Below are 18,849 nucleotides of genomic sequence, written 5' to 3'. Positions count from 1 at the left end.
CATGGCCGATCGATTCGTCACCGTCTCGCTCGACAAGCGGGACGCACACTGCACGGCACGCCTGCTGGACGACCGCGCGCCCCTGACCTGCGCGGCGGTGTGGGAGGCCCTGCCCCTCGCGGGCGACGTCTTTCACGCCAAATACGCGCGCAACGAGATCTACGCCCTCTTCCCGCCCTTCGCCTCCACGGAACCCCCACTGGAAAACCCGACGGTCACCCCGATCCCCGGCGACCTCTGCTACTTCTCCTTCGCCGGCGCCGAACTGGGCACGAAGGCCTATGGCTACGACCGTGAGCTGCGCCCCGGCAGCACGGTCGTCGATCTGGCCCTGTTCTACGAGCGCAACAATCTGCTGCTCAACGGGGACGTGGGGTGGGTGCCCGGGATCGTCTGGGGTCAGGTCGTCGACGGCCTCGAACGCATGGCCGAGGCCTGCAACGACCTGTGGCGCGGCGGGGCGGCGGGGGAGACGCTCAGCTTCCGGCGAGCGTGAGCCCCGCCTCGTAGAGGGCGTGTGAGGCCCGCAGCACCAGGTCGTCCCGGTGCCGGGCCGCGACGATCTGCATTCCCACCGGCAATCCGTCGTCGTCGGTGCCCACGGGGACCGTCGCCGCGGGCTGCTGGGTGAGGTTGAACGGATAGGTGAACGGCGTCCAGCCGGTCCAGCGGCGCAGGCCGGACCCCTTGGGCACCTCCTCGCCCGCCTCGAACGCCGTCAGCGGCAGTGCCGGTGTCACCAGCAGGTCGTACGTCTCGTGGAAGCGGCCCATGCGGCGGCCGAGGTTCATGCGGACGTCCACCGCGGCCAGGTAGTCCAGCGCGCCGAGGCGGGCGCCCTGGGTGCAGATCTCCCGGAGGCCGGGGTCGAGCAGCCGGCGCCGGTGCGGCGAGAAGCGCTGGGTGAGCCGGGCCGCGCCGCTGAACCACAGGGTGTGGAAGGCCTCCACCGGGTCGCTGAAGTCCGGGTCGGTCTCCTCGACGTACGCGCCGAGGCCCGCGAGCGACGCCACCGCCTTCCGTACGGCCGCCGCGACCGCCGGGCGGACCGCGACCTGCCCGCCCAGGGTCGGGGAGTACGCGACCCGCAGCCCGCGCACACCGCCCTCCAGCGCGGCGACGAAGGACCCCGGCGCCGGCGGCAGCGCCGACCAGTCGCGGGCGTCGGGGGCCGCGATGACGTCCATCAGCAGCGCCGCGTCGGCCGCGTCCCGGGTCATCGGGCCCGCGTGCGACAGGGTCCCGAACGGGCTCGACGGATACAGGGGCACCCTGCCGTACGTCGGCTTCAGACCGAAGATCCCGCAGAACGCGGCCGGGATACGGATGCTGCCGCCGCCGTCCGTGCCCAGCGACAGCGGGCCCGCGCCGAGCGCGACGGCCGCCGCGCTGCCGCCACTGGAGCCGCCCGCGGTGCGGGAGGGGGCGTGGGGGTTGCGGGTCACTCCGGACAGCGGGGAGTCGGTGACGCCCTTCCAGCCGAATTCGGGTGTCGTCGTCTTGCCGAGGAAGACCGCGCCGTGCTCACGCAGCCGGGCGACGGACGGTGCGTCCTCGTCCCAGCCGCCCTGGTCGGAGACGGTCTTCGAGCCGCGCAGCGTGGGGTGGCCGCGCAGCAGCAGGATGTCCTTCACGGTGACCGGGACCCCGTCCAGCAGCCCGGCCGGCTCGCCGCGCCGCCACCGCCGCTCCGAGTCCCGCGCCCGCGCCAGCGCGTCCTCCTCGGTGAGGCGCACGAACGCGTTCACCTCCGGCTGGATCCGCCGCGCCCGCTCCAGGGCCTGTTCGGTCGCCTCCACGGGACTGAACTCGCCCTTGCGGTAGCCGTCGAGGAGTTGTACGGCGGTCAGGTCGGTGAGCTGCATGCACCCTCCTGGTGGATCAGTGACCGGGGACGTAGCCGCGTTTCTTGTCGACCACGTTCACCAGTGATCTGCCCGCCGCCCACCGCTCGTACAACTCCACGAACTGAAGGCCGAGTTCATCGCGCCATCCGATCGTGTCGCCGCTCATGTGCGGGGAGACGATCAGCCCCGGCAGTCCCCACAGCGGGCTGTCCTCGGGAAGGGGCTCGGCGGTGAACACGTCCAGGGCCGCGCCCGCGATCCAGCGCCTGCGCAGCGCCTCGGCGAGCGCGTCCTCGTCGACCAGCTGCCCGCGGCCGACGTTCACGAAGACCGACGAGGGCTGCATCACGCCGAACCGGTGGGCGTCGAACATGCCGGTCGTCTGCTCGGTCAGCGGCGCGGCGCAGATCACCCAGTCCGCGCGGGAGATCAGCCGGTCAAGATCGCCCGGGCCGTGGATGCCGGTGCGCGGCTCCCGGCCGACCAGCGCCGTCGTCACGTCCAGGGCCTTCAGCTTGCGCGCGATCGCCCGGCCGATCGGGCCGGAGCCGACCACGCACGCGCGCGTGCCCGCCACCCGCCGGGTCTCCCGGTGCCGCCAGACCCGCTCCCGCTGGTACTCCAGCGTACGCGGCAGGTCCTTGGCCACCGCCAGCACCAGGGCGGCCACGTACTCGGCGATCGGCTGGTCGAAGATCCCGCGCGCGTTGGTCACCACGGTGCCGGACGCGGCGAGCTCGGGGCACATCAGATGGTCCACGCCCGCGCTCGCCGTGTGCACCCAGCGCGGCCGCCGCCCGCCCCCGGGCCAGGCCTCGCGCACGGCGTGCGAGGTGAAGTCCCACACCAGCAGCACGTCCGCCTCCGGCAGCCGCGCGGCGAGGCCGGCCGGGTCGGTGTGCACGATCCGGGCCCGGCCGGTGAGGCGGCCGAGCCGGGGCGGGGGGTCGGCGTCGAGGACCAGGAGGGTGGGGAGGGGCGGCGTCATACGGGGCGGCTCCGAGCGTCTGACATGCGCGGATTGACCACGCTCGCACCGGAACCTACCTTCGTCAACACAGGCGCATCCACCATTCGTTGCCGTCCCTTCTTCCCGTGTGAGGCCGGTGCTGCCATGGACGTCTCCTTTCTCGGCGGCCCCCGCCCACAGCGCGGTGTCGCTGTGGTCGCGCCCTTCGACTTCGCCCTCGACCGCGAGCTGTGGCGCTGGGTGCCCGACGAGGTGTCGCTGCACCTGACCCGTACCCCGTTCGTGCCGGTCGAGGTGAGCCTGGACCTGGCCCGGCTGGTCAGCGAGCACGAGACGCTCGTCGACGCGGTGCGCGCGCTGAGCGCCGTCGCCCCCGAGGTCGTGGCCTACGCCTGCACCTCCGGCAGCTTCGTCGGCGGGATCGCCGGGGAGCGGGCGATGTGCGCGGCGATGAGCGGGGACGGCGACGCGCTGCCCTCGGTCACCACCTCGGGGGCGCTGCTGGAGGCACTGGAGGAGCTGCGGATACGCCGGGTCGCCCTCGTCACCCCGTACACGGTGTCCGTCACCCGCGCCCTGGAGCGGTACGTCGCCGAGGCGGGCGTACGGGTCACCGGCTGCTCCTTCATGGGGCTGACCCGGCGCATCTGGCAGGTGCCGTACCGGGACGTGGTCGCGATGGCCCACCGCGCGGTGCGTCCCGGCTCGGCCGACGCGCTGTTCATCTCGTGCACCAACCTGGCGACCTACGACGTGATCCCCCAGCTGGAGGCCGAGCTGCGCATCCCCGTCCTGTCGGCCAACCAGGTCACGATGTGGGCGGCGCTGCGCCGACTGGGTACCCGAGCCGTGGGGCCCTATCAGGCGCTGCTCGACGAGACCGCGCGGGTGTGGCCCGCACTGACGGAAGAGACACCGGACCACCAGGACCACCAGGACCACGGAGAAGGGCTGACATGACCGCACTCGGATTCCTCTACCCCGGCCACTCCGGCGAGGGCGACTATCCGCGCATCGAGCAGCTTCTGGGCAGCGACATCCGGGTGGACCTGGTGCACACGGACATCGGTGTGGACGCGCACCGGGTGGACGCGCTGCGCGAGATGGGTTCGGCCGAGCGGCTCGCCGCCGGCGTGGAGCAGCTGCGGCTGACCGGCGTCGAGACGGTGGTGTGGGCGTGCACCAGCGGCAGCTTCGTGTACGGCTGGGAGGGCGCCCAGGAGCAGGTGCGGGCGCTGGCCCGGCTGGCGGGGATGCCGGCCTCCTCGACGTCCTTCGCGTTCGTGCACGCGGCGCGGGAGATCGGCGTACGACGGGTCGCCGTGGGTGCCACCTACCCGGAGGACGTGGCCGCGCTGTTCGCGGACTTCCTGCGGGCCGGAGGGCTGGAGGTGGCCGGGGTGCGGTCCTCGGGGATCGTCACGGCCGCGGAGGTGGGTACGTGGGGCGAGGAGGAGGTGCTGACGCTGGCGCGGGCGGCGGATGCCTCCGGTGTGGAGGCCGTGCTGCTGCCGGACACGGCGCTGCACACGGCCGCGCACCTCGGGTTGCTGGAGAAGGCGCTGTCCAAGCCGGTGCTCACGGCGAACCAGGTGTCGGTGTGGGAGGGGCTGCGGCTGGCCGATCGGAGGGTGAACGCTCCTGTGCTGGGGACACTGTTCACCCGTGAGCCCATCGTCCAGGCCTGACCGACACCGGCCCCCGGTGCCCCCGGGGCTCCGCCCCAGCCCCCCATCTCCCACCCACCCGACTCGGCACCCCGAGAGGTTTCCCTGCTCCCCGCCCCGACCGCCCAGGAACCGGGAGCCCACCCCAGGCCCGCCTCGATCAGCCAAGAGGAATAACCGGGGACCGCCTCCTGTTATGGCCCGGCAGGACAGTTCACGGTCGGACAACAGGAGGCACACACCGTGTCGGCAGACGAGATCCGGGGCACGACTCACGGGACCGCCCCCGTCCCCCTCTCCGTACTGGATCTGGTGACCGTCGGCGCGGGCAGTACCGCGACCGATGCGCTGCGTACCAGCGTGGAGCTGTCCCGGTTCGCGGAGTCGCGCGGCTTTCACCGGTACTGGGTGGCCGAGCACCACTCCATGCCCGGCGTCGCCTCCTCCTCGCCCGCCGTGATCCTCGCCCACCTCGCCGCCCACACCGACCGCATCCGGCTCGGCTCCGGCGGCGTCATGCTGCCCAACCACGCCCCGCTGGTGATCGCCGAGCAGTTCGGCACGCTGGAGGCGATGGCGCCGGGGCGGATCGATCTGGGCCTGGGCCGCGCCCCGGGCACCGACGGAGCCACCGCCGCCGCGCTGCGCCGCGCCGACACCCTCGACGAGGGCGCCGACGACTTCCCGCAGCAGCTCGCGGAGCTCATCCGCTTCCTGGACGACGACTTCCCCGACGGGCATCCCTACCGGCGGATTCACGCGATTCCGGGGCCTGTGCAGGGCAGCAGCCCGGGCGGCGTCCAGTCCCCGCACCGCCCGCCCGTCTGGCTGCTCGGTTCCTCGGGCTTCAGCGCCCGCCTCGCCGGTCTCCTCGGACTGCCCTTCGCCTTCGCACACCACTTCTCCGCGCAGAACACCATCCCGGCCCTCGACCTGTACCGGCAGACCTTCCGGCCCTCCGCGGTGCTCGACGAGCCGTACGCCCTCATCGGCGTCTCCGCCCTCGCCGCGGACGACGAGCGTGAGGCTCGCCGGCAGGTGAGGGCCACCGCGCTGAACATGATCCGGCTGCGCACCGGGCGGCCGGGCCTCTTCCCGGATCCGGACGATGCCGCGAAGTACGAGTTCAGCCCGGTGGAGGAGGACTTCGTCGCCTCCTGGAGCGCCAATATCGTGCACGGTACGGCGGACGAGGTCCGCTCCGGCCTGGACGACCTGCACAAGCGCACCGGCGCCGACGAGCTGATGCTCACCTCGCACGCCCACCGCGGCGCACTGCGGCTGCGCTCCTACGAACTGATCGCGGACGCCTACGGCTTGCCCACCGCGTAGGCCTGCGCCCCCAGCAGCTCGGAGATACGATCCGGCGGCACCGGACGGGAGTACAGCCACCCCTGCCCGGTGTCGCACCCGATCCGCCGCAGCCGTGTGGCCTGCGCCGAGGTCTCCACGCACTCCGCGGTGACCGTCAGACCGAGACGGTGGGCCAGCTGGATCATCGCCTCCACGATCACCTCGTCGGCCGCGTTGGGCGGCACGGCCACCGTGCTCTTGTCGCCCTCGTACTGGAAGCCGCGCACGAAGGAGCCGTCCAGCTTCAGCACCGACACGGGCAGCCTGCTCAGATACGCCAGGTTCGAGTAGCCGGTGCCGAAGTCGTCGATGGCGATGCGCACGCCCATGTCGCTGAGGGCCTGCAGGGCCTGGAGCGGGCGGCCCCCCGAGCCCATCACGGCGGACTCGGTCAGCTCCAGCTGGAGCAGATGCGGGGCGAGTCCGGTCTCGGCGAGGGTCTGCGCCACGTCCGCCACCAGGTCCGAATCCCACACCTGACGGACCGCCACATTGACGCTCACGAAGATCGGCGGCTCGCCGGGGTTGTCCAGCTGCCAGCGACGGGCCTGCCGGCAGGCGGTCGCCAGCGCCCAACGGCCCAGCTGAACGATCGAACCGTCTTCCTCGGCCAATCCGATGAACCGATTCGGCGTCAGTGTGCCGAACTGAGGATGATTCCAGCGGATCAACGCCTCGACCCCGCTCAGCCGCCCGTCCTCCATGCCCACCAAGGGCTGGTACTCGAGGGCGAATTCTTCGCGCTCGATGGCGGGGCGGAGGGTGGAGGAGAGTGCCTGGCGAGTCATCCGGTGCGCGTTGCGCTCGGGGTCGAACAGTGTCCAGCGGGCCTTGCCGTCGGCCTTCGCCCAGTACAGGGTCGTATCGGCCGCCTGCATCAGCCCCGTGGCCGTCGTACCGGCCGCATGCCGCTCCACGACACCGATGGAGGCCGTCAGCGACAGCCGCTGCCCGGCCAGGTCGAAGGGTGCCTCCAGGGCCTTCAGCGCGGACTCGGCGAGGTCGGCGAGCTGCTCGGTGCCGGTGGAGTCCTCGACCAGCAGGGCGAACTCGTCGCCGCCGAGCCGGGCCACCAGGGGGGTGCCGGCGCGGGCGTACCCGGCCTCGTCGGCGACCCGGGTCAGCCGCTCCGCGACGGCCGCGAGCAGCCGGTCGCCGACCCGGTGGCCGAGGGTGTCGTTGACGGCCTTGAAGCCGTCCAGGTCCAGATAGCACAGGCCGATCCGGCCGGTGCCGCTCAGCTCGTACGACTCCGCTTCCAGGGCGACCGACAGGCGCTCGAAGAAGAGGGTGCGGTTGGGCAGCCTGGTCACCGGGTCGTGCATCTGCAAGTGCCTGAGCCTGGCCTGGAGTTCGCGGCGGGCGCCGATGTCGGCGACCGACACGAGGACGCCGGGCCCGTCACCCGCCAGCGGGGCCACGGTGACCTGGACCCACACCGAGTGCCCGTCGGGATGTTTCAGCCGTCGGGTGCAGCGCAGTCTCGCCTGCCGGCCGCGCAGGACCTCGCGGTAGGCGTGCCAGGTGCGCGCGTCGGAGGCCAGGTCCACCAGGTCGGCGGCGACCCGACCGGGCAGGGACTCCGCGTGGGCGCCGAGCAGCTCGCCGAAGGCGGCGTTGGCGCTGACGACGAGGCCTTCGCGATCGACGACGGCCATGGAGAGCGGGGCGGTCGCGAAGACACGGTGATAGGTGTTGTGATCACTGTCTGTAACGGCTGACCGGTCGAGGTCTGCCGCGGGCGTCGGCCCTTCGGACGTTCCGCTCACCGCTCGCTCCCGCAGTGCACTCGATCTCTGTCCGTGCCGGAAAGTGTGCCGATCATAGAGGCTGGCCCGGAGGCCTTCCAGCCACTCCCCAGTGTCCAGGACGGACCACAGGTTCTGACAGATCGTTTCTGCCCGCACCTGGACGGGTTCATCAGGCCCCCGACCAGTTGTGACGTTCCGTGAGTGGTTCGGGGTGTCGGTCGCGGAAGCGCGAGGGCGCACAAATGGGCGCACTCACCCTTCCGGTTCAGGCAAACAGGGCGAACGTCGCAAAATTCGCACAATCTGGATTCGGTGTCCCGTGAACCGCATCCGGAGGTCCTTTCGTGCCCAAGCTGCGCAGCACCGCCGCCGTGTTCACCACGATGTCGGCGCTCGCCGCGACCTCGATCCTCACCGGCCCGTCGGTCGCCGAGCCCTTCTCCCCGGCGCCCTGCGCCCTGCACCGGACCGACGTCCACCACTCGGAAGGGGTGGACACCTGGAACTCCGACTACGCCCGCCCGGCCGGCGCGCTCGACGCCGTGATGATCTTCCTTTCCTTCCCGGACGCCGACCCGCGGACCACTCCCGCCGAGCTGACCGCCGACCACTTCCCGGCCACCAGCCGCTTCTTCGAGCGGGCCTCCTACGGCAGGTTCACGCTGCGCCCGCATCCGCTGGGGCACTGGCTGCGCATGCCGCAGCCGTCGACCGCGTACGCCATGAAGCGCGACTGGAGCGCCGCCGACCGGGCCGCCTACCTGCGCGACGCGTTCGCCGTGGCCGACAAGGAGGTCGACTTCTCCCGCTACCGCGTCGTCTATTTCGTCGCCGACCCGGACGCGCCCGGGGTGGACTCCGACGCGACGAAGGTCGTCAATCTCGACACCCCCATGCATGTGGACGGAACGGATGTGCGCCGGGTGGTGACGGTCTTCGAGAAGCACCCGCCCGACCATCTGGTCCTCGCCCATGAGACGGGCCATGTCTTCGACCTTCCCGACCTCTACCACCGCCCGGTCGACGGCAAGGGGGACTGGGACACCTACGTCGGCGACTGGGACCTGATGGGCAGCCAGTTCGGGCTGTCCCCGGACCTGTTCGCCTGGCACAAGTGGAAGCTGGGCTGGCTGGATCCGCGCCAGGTGGTGTGTGTGCGGGGCGCGGGACCGACCCGCATCACCCTGGAGCCCCTGGAGGCCGGGCCGGGCGTCCCGGTGCGGGGCGCGGCAGGCGCCCCCGCCTTCGGCCTCGGTCGCGGCGCGAAGCTGGCCGTCGTGCGCACCGGACCGGACAGCGCGCTGGCCTTCGAAGTGCGTACCTCGGCCGGGAACGACCGTGCGGTCTGCCGGCAGGGAATCCTGGTCTACCGGGTGCGCGGCGGTGCGGAGTCCGGCGGTGGCCCGGTCGAGGTGGTGGACGCCCACCCGCAGACCGAGGCGTGCTGGGAGAACTCGGTCTATCCGCCCCTCGCCGACGCCCCGGTCGCCCTCGGGGAGAGTTTCACGGTGCCGGGGGCCGGTGTGAGGGTGGAGGTGGAGGACCGGACGGCGTCCGGGGCGTGGACCGTGAAGATCACACAGGAGGTGGCGGGCTGACTGCTCGGGAGAGCGGAGCCTTCACGCGGAGCCGTTGGCAACGGGCGGCGAAGCCGCGCGGAAACAGAGATGGCGAGGAGCCTCGCGTCTCCGCGAACCTGCCTCGCCATCGTCATGGTGCGCCGCCAGGGACTCGAACCCCGGACCCGCTGATTAAGAGTCAGCTGCTCTAACCAACTGAGCTAGCGGCGCCTGCTGACGTCGTAGACCTTAGCATCCTGGTCGGCGGGAGGAAAAATCGATATCCGCACTGCCGCGCGAGCCGCCCTGACGGCCGCCCAGAGCACCACCTCGGGGCCGGGCAGCCAGGGGTGGCGGGTGTCGGGGGCGACCAGCCACCGGGAGCCGCCGGAGGCGGGGGACTCGCTGCCGGACAGGGCGGGAACGGTCACGGCGTCTCCGGTGCCGTGACACAGCAGCGGTGGCACGTCCGCCGTCCGGCTCGTCCCGCAGCCATGGGCGCCGCCCCACTCCTCCCAGGTCAGCAGCGACGGCAGTCGCTGGGCCGTCCCCGGGGCCGCGAACAGCAGCATGCGGCCCCGGAACATCGCGACCGGTCCGGATCCCGGGCCCTCGTCCCATAACCGGTCCAGCATCCGGCGCCCGAAGATCGCGGGGGCGCTCACCACGTCGAAGACGGTGCCGCAGGGCAGGACCAGCGGGGCGTCCGGGCGCTCCCGCCAGAGGGCGAGGGTGCTTCGCGGATACGTTCCTGCCGAGGCGAGCCAGGCGGTTCCGTCGGGGGTGGCGCAGGTGACATTCGGCGTGCTGCTCATGCCAACCAGATGTACCGGCCGTGAGTGCGCGGTTCTCCTGAGTTGCGGAAACTCGGGACAAGGGGGCGCGAGGGGGAGTATCTTGCCCGCCTGGCATATGCCAGGCGGGCTGGGCGGCGTCCGAGCGAGGCCGGCGGGCCGCATGGGCTGGATGGGCCGAATGGGCCGAATGGGCTCGGCGGGGTCCGCGGGGGCCGCGGGGTCCGCGGATCAGACGGGATCGACGGGCGTACGGCCCTCCGTGTCGGCACCCCGCATCAGATCCTGGCCGAACTCCACCATCCGCTTCGCGTAGTCCTCGGTCCACTCCGCCTGCTCGGCGATCGCCGCCGGGGTCAGCCGGTCGAACCGGCGCGGGTCGGCGAGCTGGGCCGCCGCGACGGCCTGGAACTCCACGGCCCGGTCGGCCGCCGCGCGGAACGCCTGGGCCAGCTCCGTCGCCCGGGCCAGCAGCGCCTGCGGATCCTCGATCGACTCCAGGTCGAAGAAGTGCTCGGGATCGGCGGCCGCCTCCGCCGGCTCGAAGATCAGGGGCGCGGGGCGTAGCCGCGGTTCCTTGCGACGCGGCGTGGGCTCCGCCATGTCTTCTCTCCTCCTCGTACGATCCGGTGGGCTCCGCCTTCCGGTGGGCCATCGTCCATTGTCTCGCGTGGGTGCAAGGGGACCTCAGAGCTGCTGGAAACTCCTTCCGGAACACTCAGGGCCACCAAGCCACCCGGTGTTCCACCAGATGCTCCGGCACCGCGTGGTCCGCTGTGTCTTTCGGCCGCCTCCGGCGGCGTGCCGGACTCCGTCCGGCGGGTGGGCGGGGTGTCGGGCCGGGGCTGTCGGTGATCGGGTCAGGGCTGCCAGGTGACCCGGTGCTCCTCCAGATGCGCCAGCACGGCGTGGTTCGCCTCCCAGCCGTCGGGGAACTTCACCAGCGTGCCCAGCTGGACGGGTTCCGTGGACGGATAGTCGTCCAGGAGGTCGCCCACGCCGGCCCGGCACACCACGATGCAGGCGTGCCGGTGGCGGGAGGCCAGGACGCACAGGCGGCCGGTCTCCAGATGGAAGGCGGTGGCGTCGGGGCGGCCGGAGAGCGGGTGGAGGACGACCGTCACGTCGTACTCACGTCCCTGGAGGCGGTTCGCGGTGTCGACCGTGACATCCGCCACGCCCAGCTCGGCCAGCGCCGAACGGACCGCCGCCGCCTGGTCGCGATGGGCCGTGCCGACGGCGATGCGGTCGGCCGTGAGCGGGGCGGGGTCCGATGAGCGTTCCGAGACGGCGGCGCCTCCCCTGTCCAGCAGGCGCCGTACGACCGTCGCCACCGCCCGTACCGCCTCCGGGTCGGTGCGCGGGGTATGGCGGGCGGGCAGCTCCAGCAGGCCCCAGCCGGATGCCGCCGCCTCGTCGATGACCCGGTCCGGGCCCGAGCCGTCGGAGGGGACGGCGAAGGCCAGGCGCCGGTCGGCGTGGCCGGTGCCGCTGCGGAACGGGGTGTAGGGGTAGAAGGCGTCCGAGACCAGCGGGGCCGCGGAGGCCGGCAGGCGCCAGGAGACCGGCAGGCGGTGCTGCGGGAGCTCCGGGTTGTGCGCCAGCAGGGTCGTCACGGCCGAGGCCGACGGGTCGTACGACAGGCCCGCCCACTGTTCGCTGCCCACGATCGCGAACGGATCCAGCTGGCCCGGGTCGCCGACGAACAGCGCCCGCTCGAACAGACCGGCGACGGCCAGCAGCGAGTCCGAGCGCATCTGGTACGCCTCGTCCACGATCGCGTGCCGCCACGGCTCGTCCACCTTGACGTGCGCCCACTTCGCGGCGGTGGACAGGACGACCGGCAGGCCCTGAAGGTCGGCCGCCTTCGCCGACGTGCGGATGTGGGCCAGGTCGTCCAGTGCCTTGTCGTAGGGGTCCGTGTCGCTGCTGTGCAGGCGGCCCACCGGCAGGTCGGGGTTCTTCTCGGCGAGCCGCAGCACCAGGTCGTCCACCTGGGCGTTGGTCTGGGCGACCACCATCAACGGGCGTCCGGCCTCGGCGAGTTCCAGGGCCGCCCGGACCACCAGGGTGGACTTGCCGGCTCCGGGCGGGGAGTCGACGACCACGCCCCGCTCGGTGCCGTGCAGGGTGTCGTGGAGGATCGAGTCGGTGGCGCGGGCGGCCGCGGCCGCGGGGTCGAAGCCGACGGTCGTCACAGCACGTCCTCCTCGGTCACGGCGTCGGGTGCCTCCGGCGGGGCCTCACCCGGCGGTCCGCCGTGCGTCCACGGGGTTTCCTCCGGGTCGGGCAGCTTCGCGCCGCCGCGCGCCTCGTGCTCGAAGAGGGTGAAGCACACCGCGTCGCCCTTCTCCGGCACCGAACCGGGCTCGGGCTCCTTGCCCCGGCCCATCTTGTCGACGATCCGCAGAACGAGAACGCCCTCGTCCGGGGAGCCCTCGTACCCGGCGAACTCCGCCGCCTGCGGCTTGCCGCCCAGCGAGCGGTACACCTTCGCGCGCTCCGGCAGATGCGGCCGGTCGTCCGTGCGGACGGTCACCAGCGGGCGCGGGCTGGGCCGCTTGCCCTCGCCGTACGCCATGACGACATCGGTCACCTCGCCCGCGAACGCCTCCCCGGCCAGCCGCCGTCCCGCCATCACCAGCGGGTCGTCCAGCGCCTCCTGCGCATCGAGGCGGGCCTGTTCGCGCTCCCGTGCGGCGAGTTTGTTCGCCGCCGTCACCGCGTCGTCGCGGCGCGGCTGCGGAGGCTCGCCGGCCAGCACCCGGTCGCGGTGGGCGGTGAACGACCAGCGGTCGCGGGTCCACCGCTCTTCGACACGCGCCCCCTCCGGCAGCGCCCGCAGCAGGTCCAGGCCTTGCCACACCGCGTCCCAGGTGGGCCGGGTGCGGCTTTCGACCAGGTCGCGGATGTCCCGCTCGGCGGCGGTGAGCGAGGCCAGCCGGTCGTCCGCCTCCAGGGCGTCCTCGGCGGCGGCCAGCGCGCCGCGGGCGCGGTCGTAGCGCTCGATGGCCGGGGCCAGCAGCTTGTTGTCGAACGCCGGGTCGGTGGCCGGGCCGGCCGGCGGGCACAGCAGCTGGCCTCCGGCGTCGCGGGCGAGCTCGGCCTGCCGGGCGGCCTCGGCGCCGGTGGAGCCCGCGGGCGGGTCGATCCAGGCGAGCAGCGAGCCCAGGTGCTGGTCCTCCAGGCTGGACTGACCGGTCGCCCAGTGCCGGGACAGCACGTCGGTGAGCGCCAGGAGGAGCGAGGAGCCGGGTACCCGGGCCCGCTCGCCGTAGTGGGTCAGCCAGCGGCCGAGCAGGGGGATGCGGGGCGGCGCGGGGTGGGGTGTCTCCGGGTCCTGCTCGGCGGTGCGGCGAAAGCGCATGGAGCGGCCGAGCAGCCGTACGTGGTCCAGGCCCGCCCGGCTCGGCACGATCAGCTGCGGCGCGTCCGCGCACAGCTCGACCTCGACCTTGACCCGCTTGCCGGTCTCCGGGTCGGTCTCGGTGCGCTCGGCCGCCTCGACGGCCTCCTGGTAGGAGTCGAGGTACGGCAGGACGACATCGGCCAGCTCGGAGAGGAACGCGAAGCGCAGGTCACGGTCGCGGGGCTGTGGTACGACCAGCAGGCGTGGCGCGTCCCGGTCGGTACCCACCAGCGCGCCGAGCGGGGCGCCGGCCTCACCGGCGGTGGTGAGCGGTACAAGGACCAGCGGGCGGTCGGAAAGACGGCGGTGGCGGACGGTCGCGGTGGGCCGGGCCCGTCCGGTGCTGACGGCCTCCAGCCGGGCCAGGGTGGCGATCAGCGACAAGGGGCCACCTCCCGGCCGGCCGCGGCGAGCGCCTGCGCGCGCAGTGCCGCCGCCCGGCGCAGGGCCGTCACCGCCGGGTCGTCGGGGTCGCCGCTGTCGCCGCGGGCCGCCGCGAGGACGTCCTCGACCGTCGTCAGGCCGCCCAGCTCCGCGCGCAGGGAGCGGCCGAGACGGGTCACGGCATCCGCCGCACGGGAGCGTTCGCGGCAGTGGAAGGCCAGTTCGCAGGCGGACAGGCACTCGGGCGCGTAGGTCGCCGGGACCGCCTCCACGGCCGCCGTCAGCTCCTCGGCCGGCCGGTCCGGGGCGAAGCAGGTGCCCTCGGGCAGGGCGTCGGCGATCTCCTCGACGCGGGTGAGCCGGGCCAGCTGGCGGGCGGTGACCGCGCGCTGTTTGCGCACGTCGACGGCGGAGCCGGTGGGCAGGTTGGAGAAGTCCTTCGGGCACACCAGCAGCACCCGGTGCCGTACCGGGGGCACAGGGTCGAGACGGGCCGCGACCTCCTCCAGGGCCAGCACGTACACCGCCGCCTGGCGGGCGGCCGCGCCCACCTTCGCCGGGTCGGCCGAACCGTCCAGCATCGGGAAGGACTTGATCTCCACGACCGTCCAGCTGCCGTCCGGGTGCACCACCACCGCGTCCGGCTCCAGGAACGCGAGCGAGCCGGCCACCTCCAGGGCCAGCATGGGATGGTCGAGCAGCGTCCAGCCGCCGGCGGCCACGGCCTCGCGCAGCGCCAGCGCCGTACGGGCCGTACGCCCCTCGGGGCCGGGCGCGGACAGGTCGGGGACGGCGGCCCCGGCGGGCGGCTCGGCGCCCGCGTCGAGACGGGAGCGGACCAGCCGCAGCAGCTCCGCGCCGCCGTCGGCCTTCACCCGTGCCTCGAACGCGTTGCCCCGGGTCAGCGCGAACTGCGACTGACCGAAACCGGAGGGCGCGCCCAGCGCGCTCGCCAGCGCCGCCTTGTCCACCCCGGCGCCGTCCAGGATCGCCCGTCTGCGGCACCCGGGGTTCGCGGCCAGCGCCGCGAGGGCGCGCGCGTCCAGCGCCTTGGCCGGTACGTCAGGGCCGCGCAGCTCAGCGAGCCTGTGCCGGAGCCCCTTCGCCCGCGTCGCTGGGGGAGGCGTCGGGTCCGGCCGCGGATGCGTGCTGCGACTCGCGCTGCCGTGGAATTCGCTCACCCGCGGAAGTCTGGCATCCGCCACTGACAATCGGGGAGCCGGAGCCTGCCGGGACCGGTGGTGTACGACGGGTCAGACGGGTCCGGAGCAGATCCGCACCGCGCATCACGCGCGGTGCGAGCAGCAGGCCCACGCCCATCACGGCCACCCCCGCGACCGCGTCCAGGAAGTAGTGGTTGGCGGTGCCCATGACGACGATCGCGGTCAGCAACGGGTAGGCGACGCCGAAGACCTTGGCCAGGCGCGTGCCGCCGCAGCGCCACAGCATGACCCCGCACCACAGCGCCCAGCCCACGTGCAGGCTCGGCATCGCCGCGTACTGGTTGGTCATGGCGCCCATGCCGCGCGGGGCGCTGGCCTCGCCGCCCCACCAGCCGTACGAGCTGTACTGGGCCATCGTGTCGACGAAGCCGTGGTTCCCGGAGAGCAGGCGTGGCGGGCAGGTGGGCAGCAGGGTGAAGCCGATCAGGCCGATGAACGTGGACGTCATCAGCCAGGTGCGGGCCGCGCGGTAGTGCGTGGTGCTGGCCCGGAACAACCAGACCAGGATGGCGGGCGTGATCAGGTAGTGCAGCGAGGCGTACCAGAAGTCGGCCGGTACGCCGAGCCAGGACTCGCGGGTGAACAGCCGGTTGAGCGGGTGCTCCGCGTTCAGGTGCAGGGCCTTCTCGATCCGCAGGATCGACAGGCCGTGGTCGACGGCGGAGGTGACGTCGCCGCGGGCGAGGAGGCGGCCGGCCGAGTAGCAGCCGTAGACCAGCAGGATCAGCGGGAGCTCGGTCCACCACCGCAGCCGGGTCCGCGGGACCGCCTTGGTGCCCGGTGTCTCGGTCTGCGGCATCCGATCGCCCTCCCCCTTCTGCTGTGGTGCGCCCCGGCGGGCGACCGTGCCACTTTACGTCGTGCATATCCCGGCCCTGCGGGCGCTGTCCCGGCCTTGCGGGCGCTTCAGCCCTCAAAGACGCCGACATCGCCCGCCGGGTTGCCCGTGCCCGGGGTGAGCGATGATGGAGGGACTCCGCTTCTCGTCGTTCTTCCGGCGTCTGCTTGGCGTCTCTCTCCCGGAAAGGTCCCTCATGGCACCGCGCATCCTGCTGGCCCGGCACGGACAGACGGCATGGTCGCTGTCCGGCAAGCACACGGGCAGGACCGACGTGCCGCTCCTGGAGGAGGGCCGACGGGGGGCCAAGCTGCTCGGCGAGCGGCTGCACCGGGCCCCGTTCGACGGGCTGCCCGGGGTCGAGGTGCGGACCAGCCCGCTCTCACGCGCGCGTGAGACGTGCGAGCTGGCCGGGTTCGGCGAACGTGCCGAGTCCTGGGACACGCTGATGGAGTGGGACTACGGCGCGTACGAGGGCATGACCCCCGCCGAGATCCAGGCCGTACGGCCCGGCTGGCTGATATGGAGGGACGGTGTCCCGGAGGGGGAGAGCCTCGCGGAGGTCACCGCGCGCGCGGACGAGGTCGTCGCCTGGGCGCGCTCGGCCGACCGTGACGTTCTGGTCTTCGCCCACGGGCACATCCTGCGGTCCATCGGTGCGCGGTGGCTGGGACTGCCGCTGGAGTTCGCGGCGCGGATACGGCTGAATCCGACCTCGCTGTCCGTTCTGGGCTGGGCCTACGGGGAGCCGGCGATCGAGAGCTGGAACGACTTGGGGCACTTGGCGGGGTAGCCGGCTGCCCGGTCCGCTGTCCGGCCGCGGCGAGCGCGGCTCTCCAGAGGAGCGGGGCTGTATCGATTCGCGGCTCCGCCGCGCGGGCGCGGCCGGCTCCCACGCACCCGCGGTCGCGTCGTCACGCCCGCCCGACCCTCGGCATCGCCGCATGCCGGTCCAGGAACTCCGAGACTCCCGACGCCCGCCGGTGCGGCAGCAGTACCCGGGCCGTCCCCGCCAGCATCGTCTGGATGCGGGAGGACTGGACCTGGGTCAGGAGGTCCAGGACGCGGAGCGCTGCCGCCGCCGCCTCGTCGGGGTGGCCTTCACGGGCCAGGTCGTCGGCCAGTTCAGCGGTGTAGAGGGCGATGTTGCGGGAGAAGTGGGGGTCTTGGAGGTGCGCCGCGCGGCGGGCGTGGCGGGACGCACGCCGCCAGTCGCCCAACGTCGACCAGCACTGCGCCTCAAGACCCTCCAGCTCGGCCTCTCCGTAGAAGCTCATCCACTCGGGATCGGCCTCCGAGTGGCCCCGCTCGAAGAGGGCCTGCGCGCGGACCAGGGCCTGTTCGCAGCCGGTGCGGTCGGCGAGGCCCGCCCAGCCGCCCGCCTCGCGCAGGGCGAGCAGGGACATCAGGCGCGGCGAGCTCAGGGAGCGGGCGACGCGCTGGGCGGCCTGCGCGGCGCGCACCGCCTCGCGGGGGCGTCCCGCGTCGCGGGCCAGGAACGCCGTGTTGCAGAAGGCGTGGGCCTCGAGGCCCGGATCGCCGGTCATACGGGCGGTGGCCAGCGCCTCCGCGTAGTGCGAGCGCGCGTCGTCGAAGCGGCCGGAGTCGTGCGCCAGCCAGCCCACGGAGATGGCCAGTTCACCGGTGCCCGAGTGCAGCCTGTCGGCGGTCGTCTGCCGGGTCGCGCCGGCGTCCAGCAGCGCGTAGGCGGCGCGCAGGGGTGCCGCCGCGCGCCGGTACAGGCCGTCCGCGCCGTGCCGGTCGTCGAGCAGCCGGATGCGCCGGACCGCCTCCTCCAGCGCGGCCGCCTCGGGGGTTCCGGCGCGGCGCAGCGGCCGGGCCGCCGCCGCGGCGTCGGTGGCGAGCCCCAGCGGGCCCAGCGTGGCGGCGGCCATCGTGACGCTTCCGCCGGTCATGAATGCGCGACGCAGCACGTCGCTCTCCTCGTGGTTCAGTGGGTCGTTCTCGTACGGCTCGTGCGTGCCGTACGGGTCCTGCGTGTCATACGGCTCGCAGACCCTCCGCGTCTCAGTCGTGCCGAGCGCCGAGGGCGCCTCCACGGCCGTGCGCGCCGCTCGTCCGCGGACGGACGAGCGCGGCGCGAAGCCGAGGTCGGCGAGCGTGCGACCGGGGAACATATGGAGGAACACCCGTTCGTACGCGTAGTTCGGGCAGCGGATCTCACCCGCCTCCACCCTGCCGATGTAACGCGCGTCACAGCTCACCCGCTCGTCGATCTCCCGCGCGGCCCGCCGCACCAGCGCCGCGAACTCGGCCGGTGAGCGCCGCCCGCGCAGCTGCCGGAAGGCGAGGTTCGGCCGTGGCGGCCGTTCGGGCTGTGACGAGGTCTCGGTTGACGACGCCATGGCCGGGTCCTCTCGTGCGAACCGTCGAACCATGCCGGCTCGGGGTGGATTCGGGCTGAGTTGTCCGTGTGACACCCTTGTTCCGGCGAGCAAGAACGTACCTGCTGTGTTGGACCCGCCACGCAGGGTTTAGCTACAAACCGGATATCTCATCCCTGATCTGCCATGAACTGCCATCCTTTGCGGCGCACTTGTGCCGTAGCCGTTGACGCGCTCGCGCGTTGAACCCCGTGGACTGCAACAGGCGTGGTGGAGGCCGGCATGGAGACCAGCCAGAGCAACGACCCTTGTACATCGGATACATCGGACAGACCGGGTGCGTCACCGGCGACCGATGACGCGACCTGCGACCTGGTGACGGTGCCGGCCCGGCAGGGGCTGGAGGCGGTCGACATCCTGCGGCGCGGGCCAGGGGAGGCGGTGGGGTCCGTACTGCACGACGACGGCTGCGACACCCTCGGCTTCCTGGTGCCGGCCGGCACGGCCGCCTGCTGGGACGTGCCGGGCAGCACGTGCACCGAGACGAACGGGCGGGGGCTGTCGCTCGCCCCGGAGCCGCCGGTGGAGGGCTCGGACTGGCTGCTGCCACCCGGCGAGGCCGACCTCGCGACCGACCCCGTGGTGCTGCGCCGGGCTCTCGGGGAGGCGGCCCGGCTGATCGAGGCGGCCGACAGCCGCCGGTGACGCG

The 18,849-nt window shown here is 73.0% G+C and carries 17 protein-coding genes and 1 tRNA gene; 7 read left to right on the top strand and 11 right to left on the bottom strand.

Going from position 1 to position 18,849, the window contains the following annotated elements:
* Position 1 precedes the first annotated feature (1 nt).
* On the top strand, positions 2-496 hold the full coding sequence (locus AVL59_RS41815) for a DUF3830 family protein (RefSeq protein WP_067314876.1): 495 nt from the start codon (positions 2-4) through the stop codon (positions 494-496).
* Here the strand turns inward: AVL59_RS41815 and AVL59_RS41810 are convergent.
* Positions 477-1,865, bottom strand: coding sequence for an amidase (locus AVL59_RS41810; protein WP_067314874.1), 1,389 nt, complete (start codon positions 1,863-1,865; stop codon positions 477-479). The genes AVL59_RS41815 and AVL59_RS41810 overlap by 20 nt on opposite strands.
* A 16-nt stretch (positions 1,866-1,881) precedes the next feature.
* Positions 1,882-2,835 (bottom strand): D-2-hydroxyacid dehydrogenase, encoded by a 954-nt coding sequence (locus tag AVL59_RS41805; RefSeq protein ID WP_067314873.1) that lies wholly within the window; start codon positions 2,833-2,835, stop codon positions 1,882-1,884.
* A gap of 126 nt (positions 2,836-2,961) precedes the next feature.
* Here AVL59_RS41805 and AVL59_RS41800 point away from each other — a divergent pair, with 126 nt between their 5' ends.
* The 3 genes from AVL59_RS41800 (at position 2,962) to AVL59_RS41790 (ending at position 5,816) form a co-directional block, all read left to right on the top strand.
* Positions 2,962-3,777 (top strand): maleate cis-trans isomerase family protein, encoded by an 816-nt coding sequence (locus AVL59_RS41800; RefSeq protein WP_067314871.1) that lies wholly within the window; start codon positions 2,962-2,964, stop codon positions 3,775-3,777.
* Entirely contained in the window at positions 3,774-4,505 is a 732-nt protein-coding gene (locus tag AVL59_RS41795; protein WP_067314869.1) for a maleate cis-trans isomerase family protein, read from the top strand. The genes AVL59_RS41800 and AVL59_RS41795 overlap by 4 nt, the downstream gene beginning before the upstream one ends.
* Positions 4,506-4,727: 222 nt before the next feature.
* A complete protein-coding gene (locus AVL59_RS41790) occupies positions 4,728-5,816 on the top strand; it encodes an LLM class flavin-dependent oxidoreductase (RefSeq protein WP_067314867.1) in 1,089 nt (362 codons plus the stop codon).
* Here the strand turns inward: AVL59_RS41790 and AVL59_RS41785 are convergent.
* Positions 5,795-7,606, bottom strand: a complete 1,812-nt coding sequence (locus AVL59_RS41785; protein WP_067314866.1) for a putative bifunctional diguanylate cyclase/phosphodiesterase — start codon at positions 7,604-7,606, stop codon at positions 5,795-5,797. The two genes, AVL59_RS41790 and AVL59_RS41785, sit on opposite strands and share 22 nt — an antisense overlap.
* A 365-nt stretch (positions 7,607-7,971) precedes the next feature.
* Here AVL59_RS41785 and AVL59_RS41780 point away from each other — a divergent pair, with 365 nt between their 5' ends.
* Positions 7,972-9,186, top strand: a complete 1,215-nt coding sequence (locus AVL59_RS41780) for a M6 family metalloprotease domain-containing protein (protein WP_067318401.1) — start codon at positions 7,972-7,974, stop codon at positions 9,184-9,186.
* 115 nt (positions 9,187-9,301) lie between these two features.
* Here AVL59_RS41780 and AVL59_RS41775 read toward each other — a convergent pair.
* The 7 genes from AVL59_RS41775 to AVL59_RS41745 all read right to left on the bottom strand — a co-directional run bounded on the left by AVL59_RS41775 (position 9,302) and on the right by AVL59_RS41745 (position 15,756).
* Positions 9,302-9,378: transfer RNA gene (locus AVL59_RS41775), tRNA-Lys, on the bottom strand.
* Positions 9,369-9,962: a bifunctional DNA primase/polymerase gene (locus tag AVL59_RS41770; RefSeq protein WP_067314864.1), complete on the bottom strand. Its 594-nt coding sequence runs from the start codon at positions 9,960-9,962 to the stop codon at positions 9,369-9,371. Before AVL59_RS41770 ends, AVL59_RS41775 begins: the two co-directional genes overlap by 10 nt.
* Before the next feature lie 210 nt (positions 9,963-10,172).
* The gene (locus tag AVL59_RS41765) at positions 10,173-10,544 is read right to left on the bottom strand and encodes a hypothetical protein (protein ID WP_067314862.1); all 372 of its coding nucleotides are present in this window, start codon (positions 10,542-10,544) and stop codon (positions 10,173-10,175) included.
* A 257-nt stretch (positions 10,545-10,801) separates the two neighbouring features.
* Positions 10,802-12,139: an AAA domain-containing protein gene (locus AVL59_RS41760; RefSeq protein ID WP_067314861.1), complete on the bottom strand. Its 1,338-nt coding sequence runs from the start codon at positions 12,137-12,139 to the stop codon at positions 10,802-10,804.
* Positions 12,136-13,734 carry a hypothetical protein gene (locus AVL59_RS41755; protein WP_067314859.1) on the bottom strand — a complete coding sequence of 533 codons (1,599 nt, stop codon included), beginning with the start codon at positions 13,732-13,734 and terminating at the stop codon, positions 12,136-12,138. Before AVL59_RS41755 ends, AVL59_RS41760 begins: the two co-directional genes overlap by 4 nt.
* Positions 13,725-14,915 carry a hypothetical protein gene (locus AVL59_RS41750; RefSeq protein WP_079147250.1) on the bottom strand — a complete coding sequence of 397 codons (1,191 nt, stop codon included), beginning with the start codon at positions 14,913-14,915 and terminating at the stop codon, positions 13,725-13,727. The genes AVL59_RS41755 and AVL59_RS41750 overlap by 10 nt, the downstream gene beginning before the upstream one ends.
* Positions 14,812-15,756 (bottom strand): phosphatase PAP2 family protein, encoded by a 945-nt coding sequence (locus AVL59_RS41745; protein ID WP_067314856.1) that lies wholly within the window; start codon positions 15,754-15,756, stop codon positions 14,812-14,814. The genes AVL59_RS41750 and AVL59_RS41745 overlap by 104 nt, the downstream gene beginning before the upstream one ends.
* Before the next feature lie 235 nt (positions 15,757-15,991).
* Here AVL59_RS41745 and AVL59_RS41740 point away from each other — a divergent pair, with 235 nt between their 5' ends.
* Positions 15,992-16,588: a histidine phosphatase family protein gene (locus AVL59_RS41740; RefSeq protein ID WP_067314854.1), complete on the top strand. Its 597-nt coding sequence runs from the start codon at positions 15,992-15,994 to the stop codon at positions 16,586-16,588.
* Between the two features lie 121 nt (positions 16,589-16,709).
* Here the strand turns inward: AVL59_RS41740 and AVL59_RS41735 are convergent, their stop codons facing one another.
* The gene (locus AVL59_RS41735) at positions 16,710-18,161 is read right to left on the bottom strand and encodes a hypothetical protein (RefSeq protein ID WP_067314853.1); all 1,452 of its coding nucleotides are present in this window, start codon (positions 18,159-18,161) and stop codon (positions 16,710-16,712) included.
* 261 nt (positions 18,162-18,422) lie between these two features.
* On the opposite strand from AVL59_RS41735, the gene AVL59_RS41730 reads away from it, so the two are divergent.
* Positions 18,423-18,845, top strand: a complete 423-nt coding sequence (locus tag AVL59_RS41730; protein ID WP_079147502.1) for a hypothetical protein — start codon at positions 18,423-18,425, stop codon at positions 18,843-18,845.
* Positions 18,846-18,849 lie beyond the last annotated feature (4 nt).

The sequence above is a fragment of the Streptomyces griseochromogenes genome, from assembly GCF_001542625.1.
GTDB classification, from domain to species: Bacteria; Actinomycetota; Actinomycetes; order Streptomycetales; family Streptomycetaceae; genus Streptomyces; species Streptomyces griseochromogenes.
The sequence above is the reverse complement of the archived record's forward strand: the minus strand, read 5'-3'. Positions and strand labels throughout refer to the sequence as shown.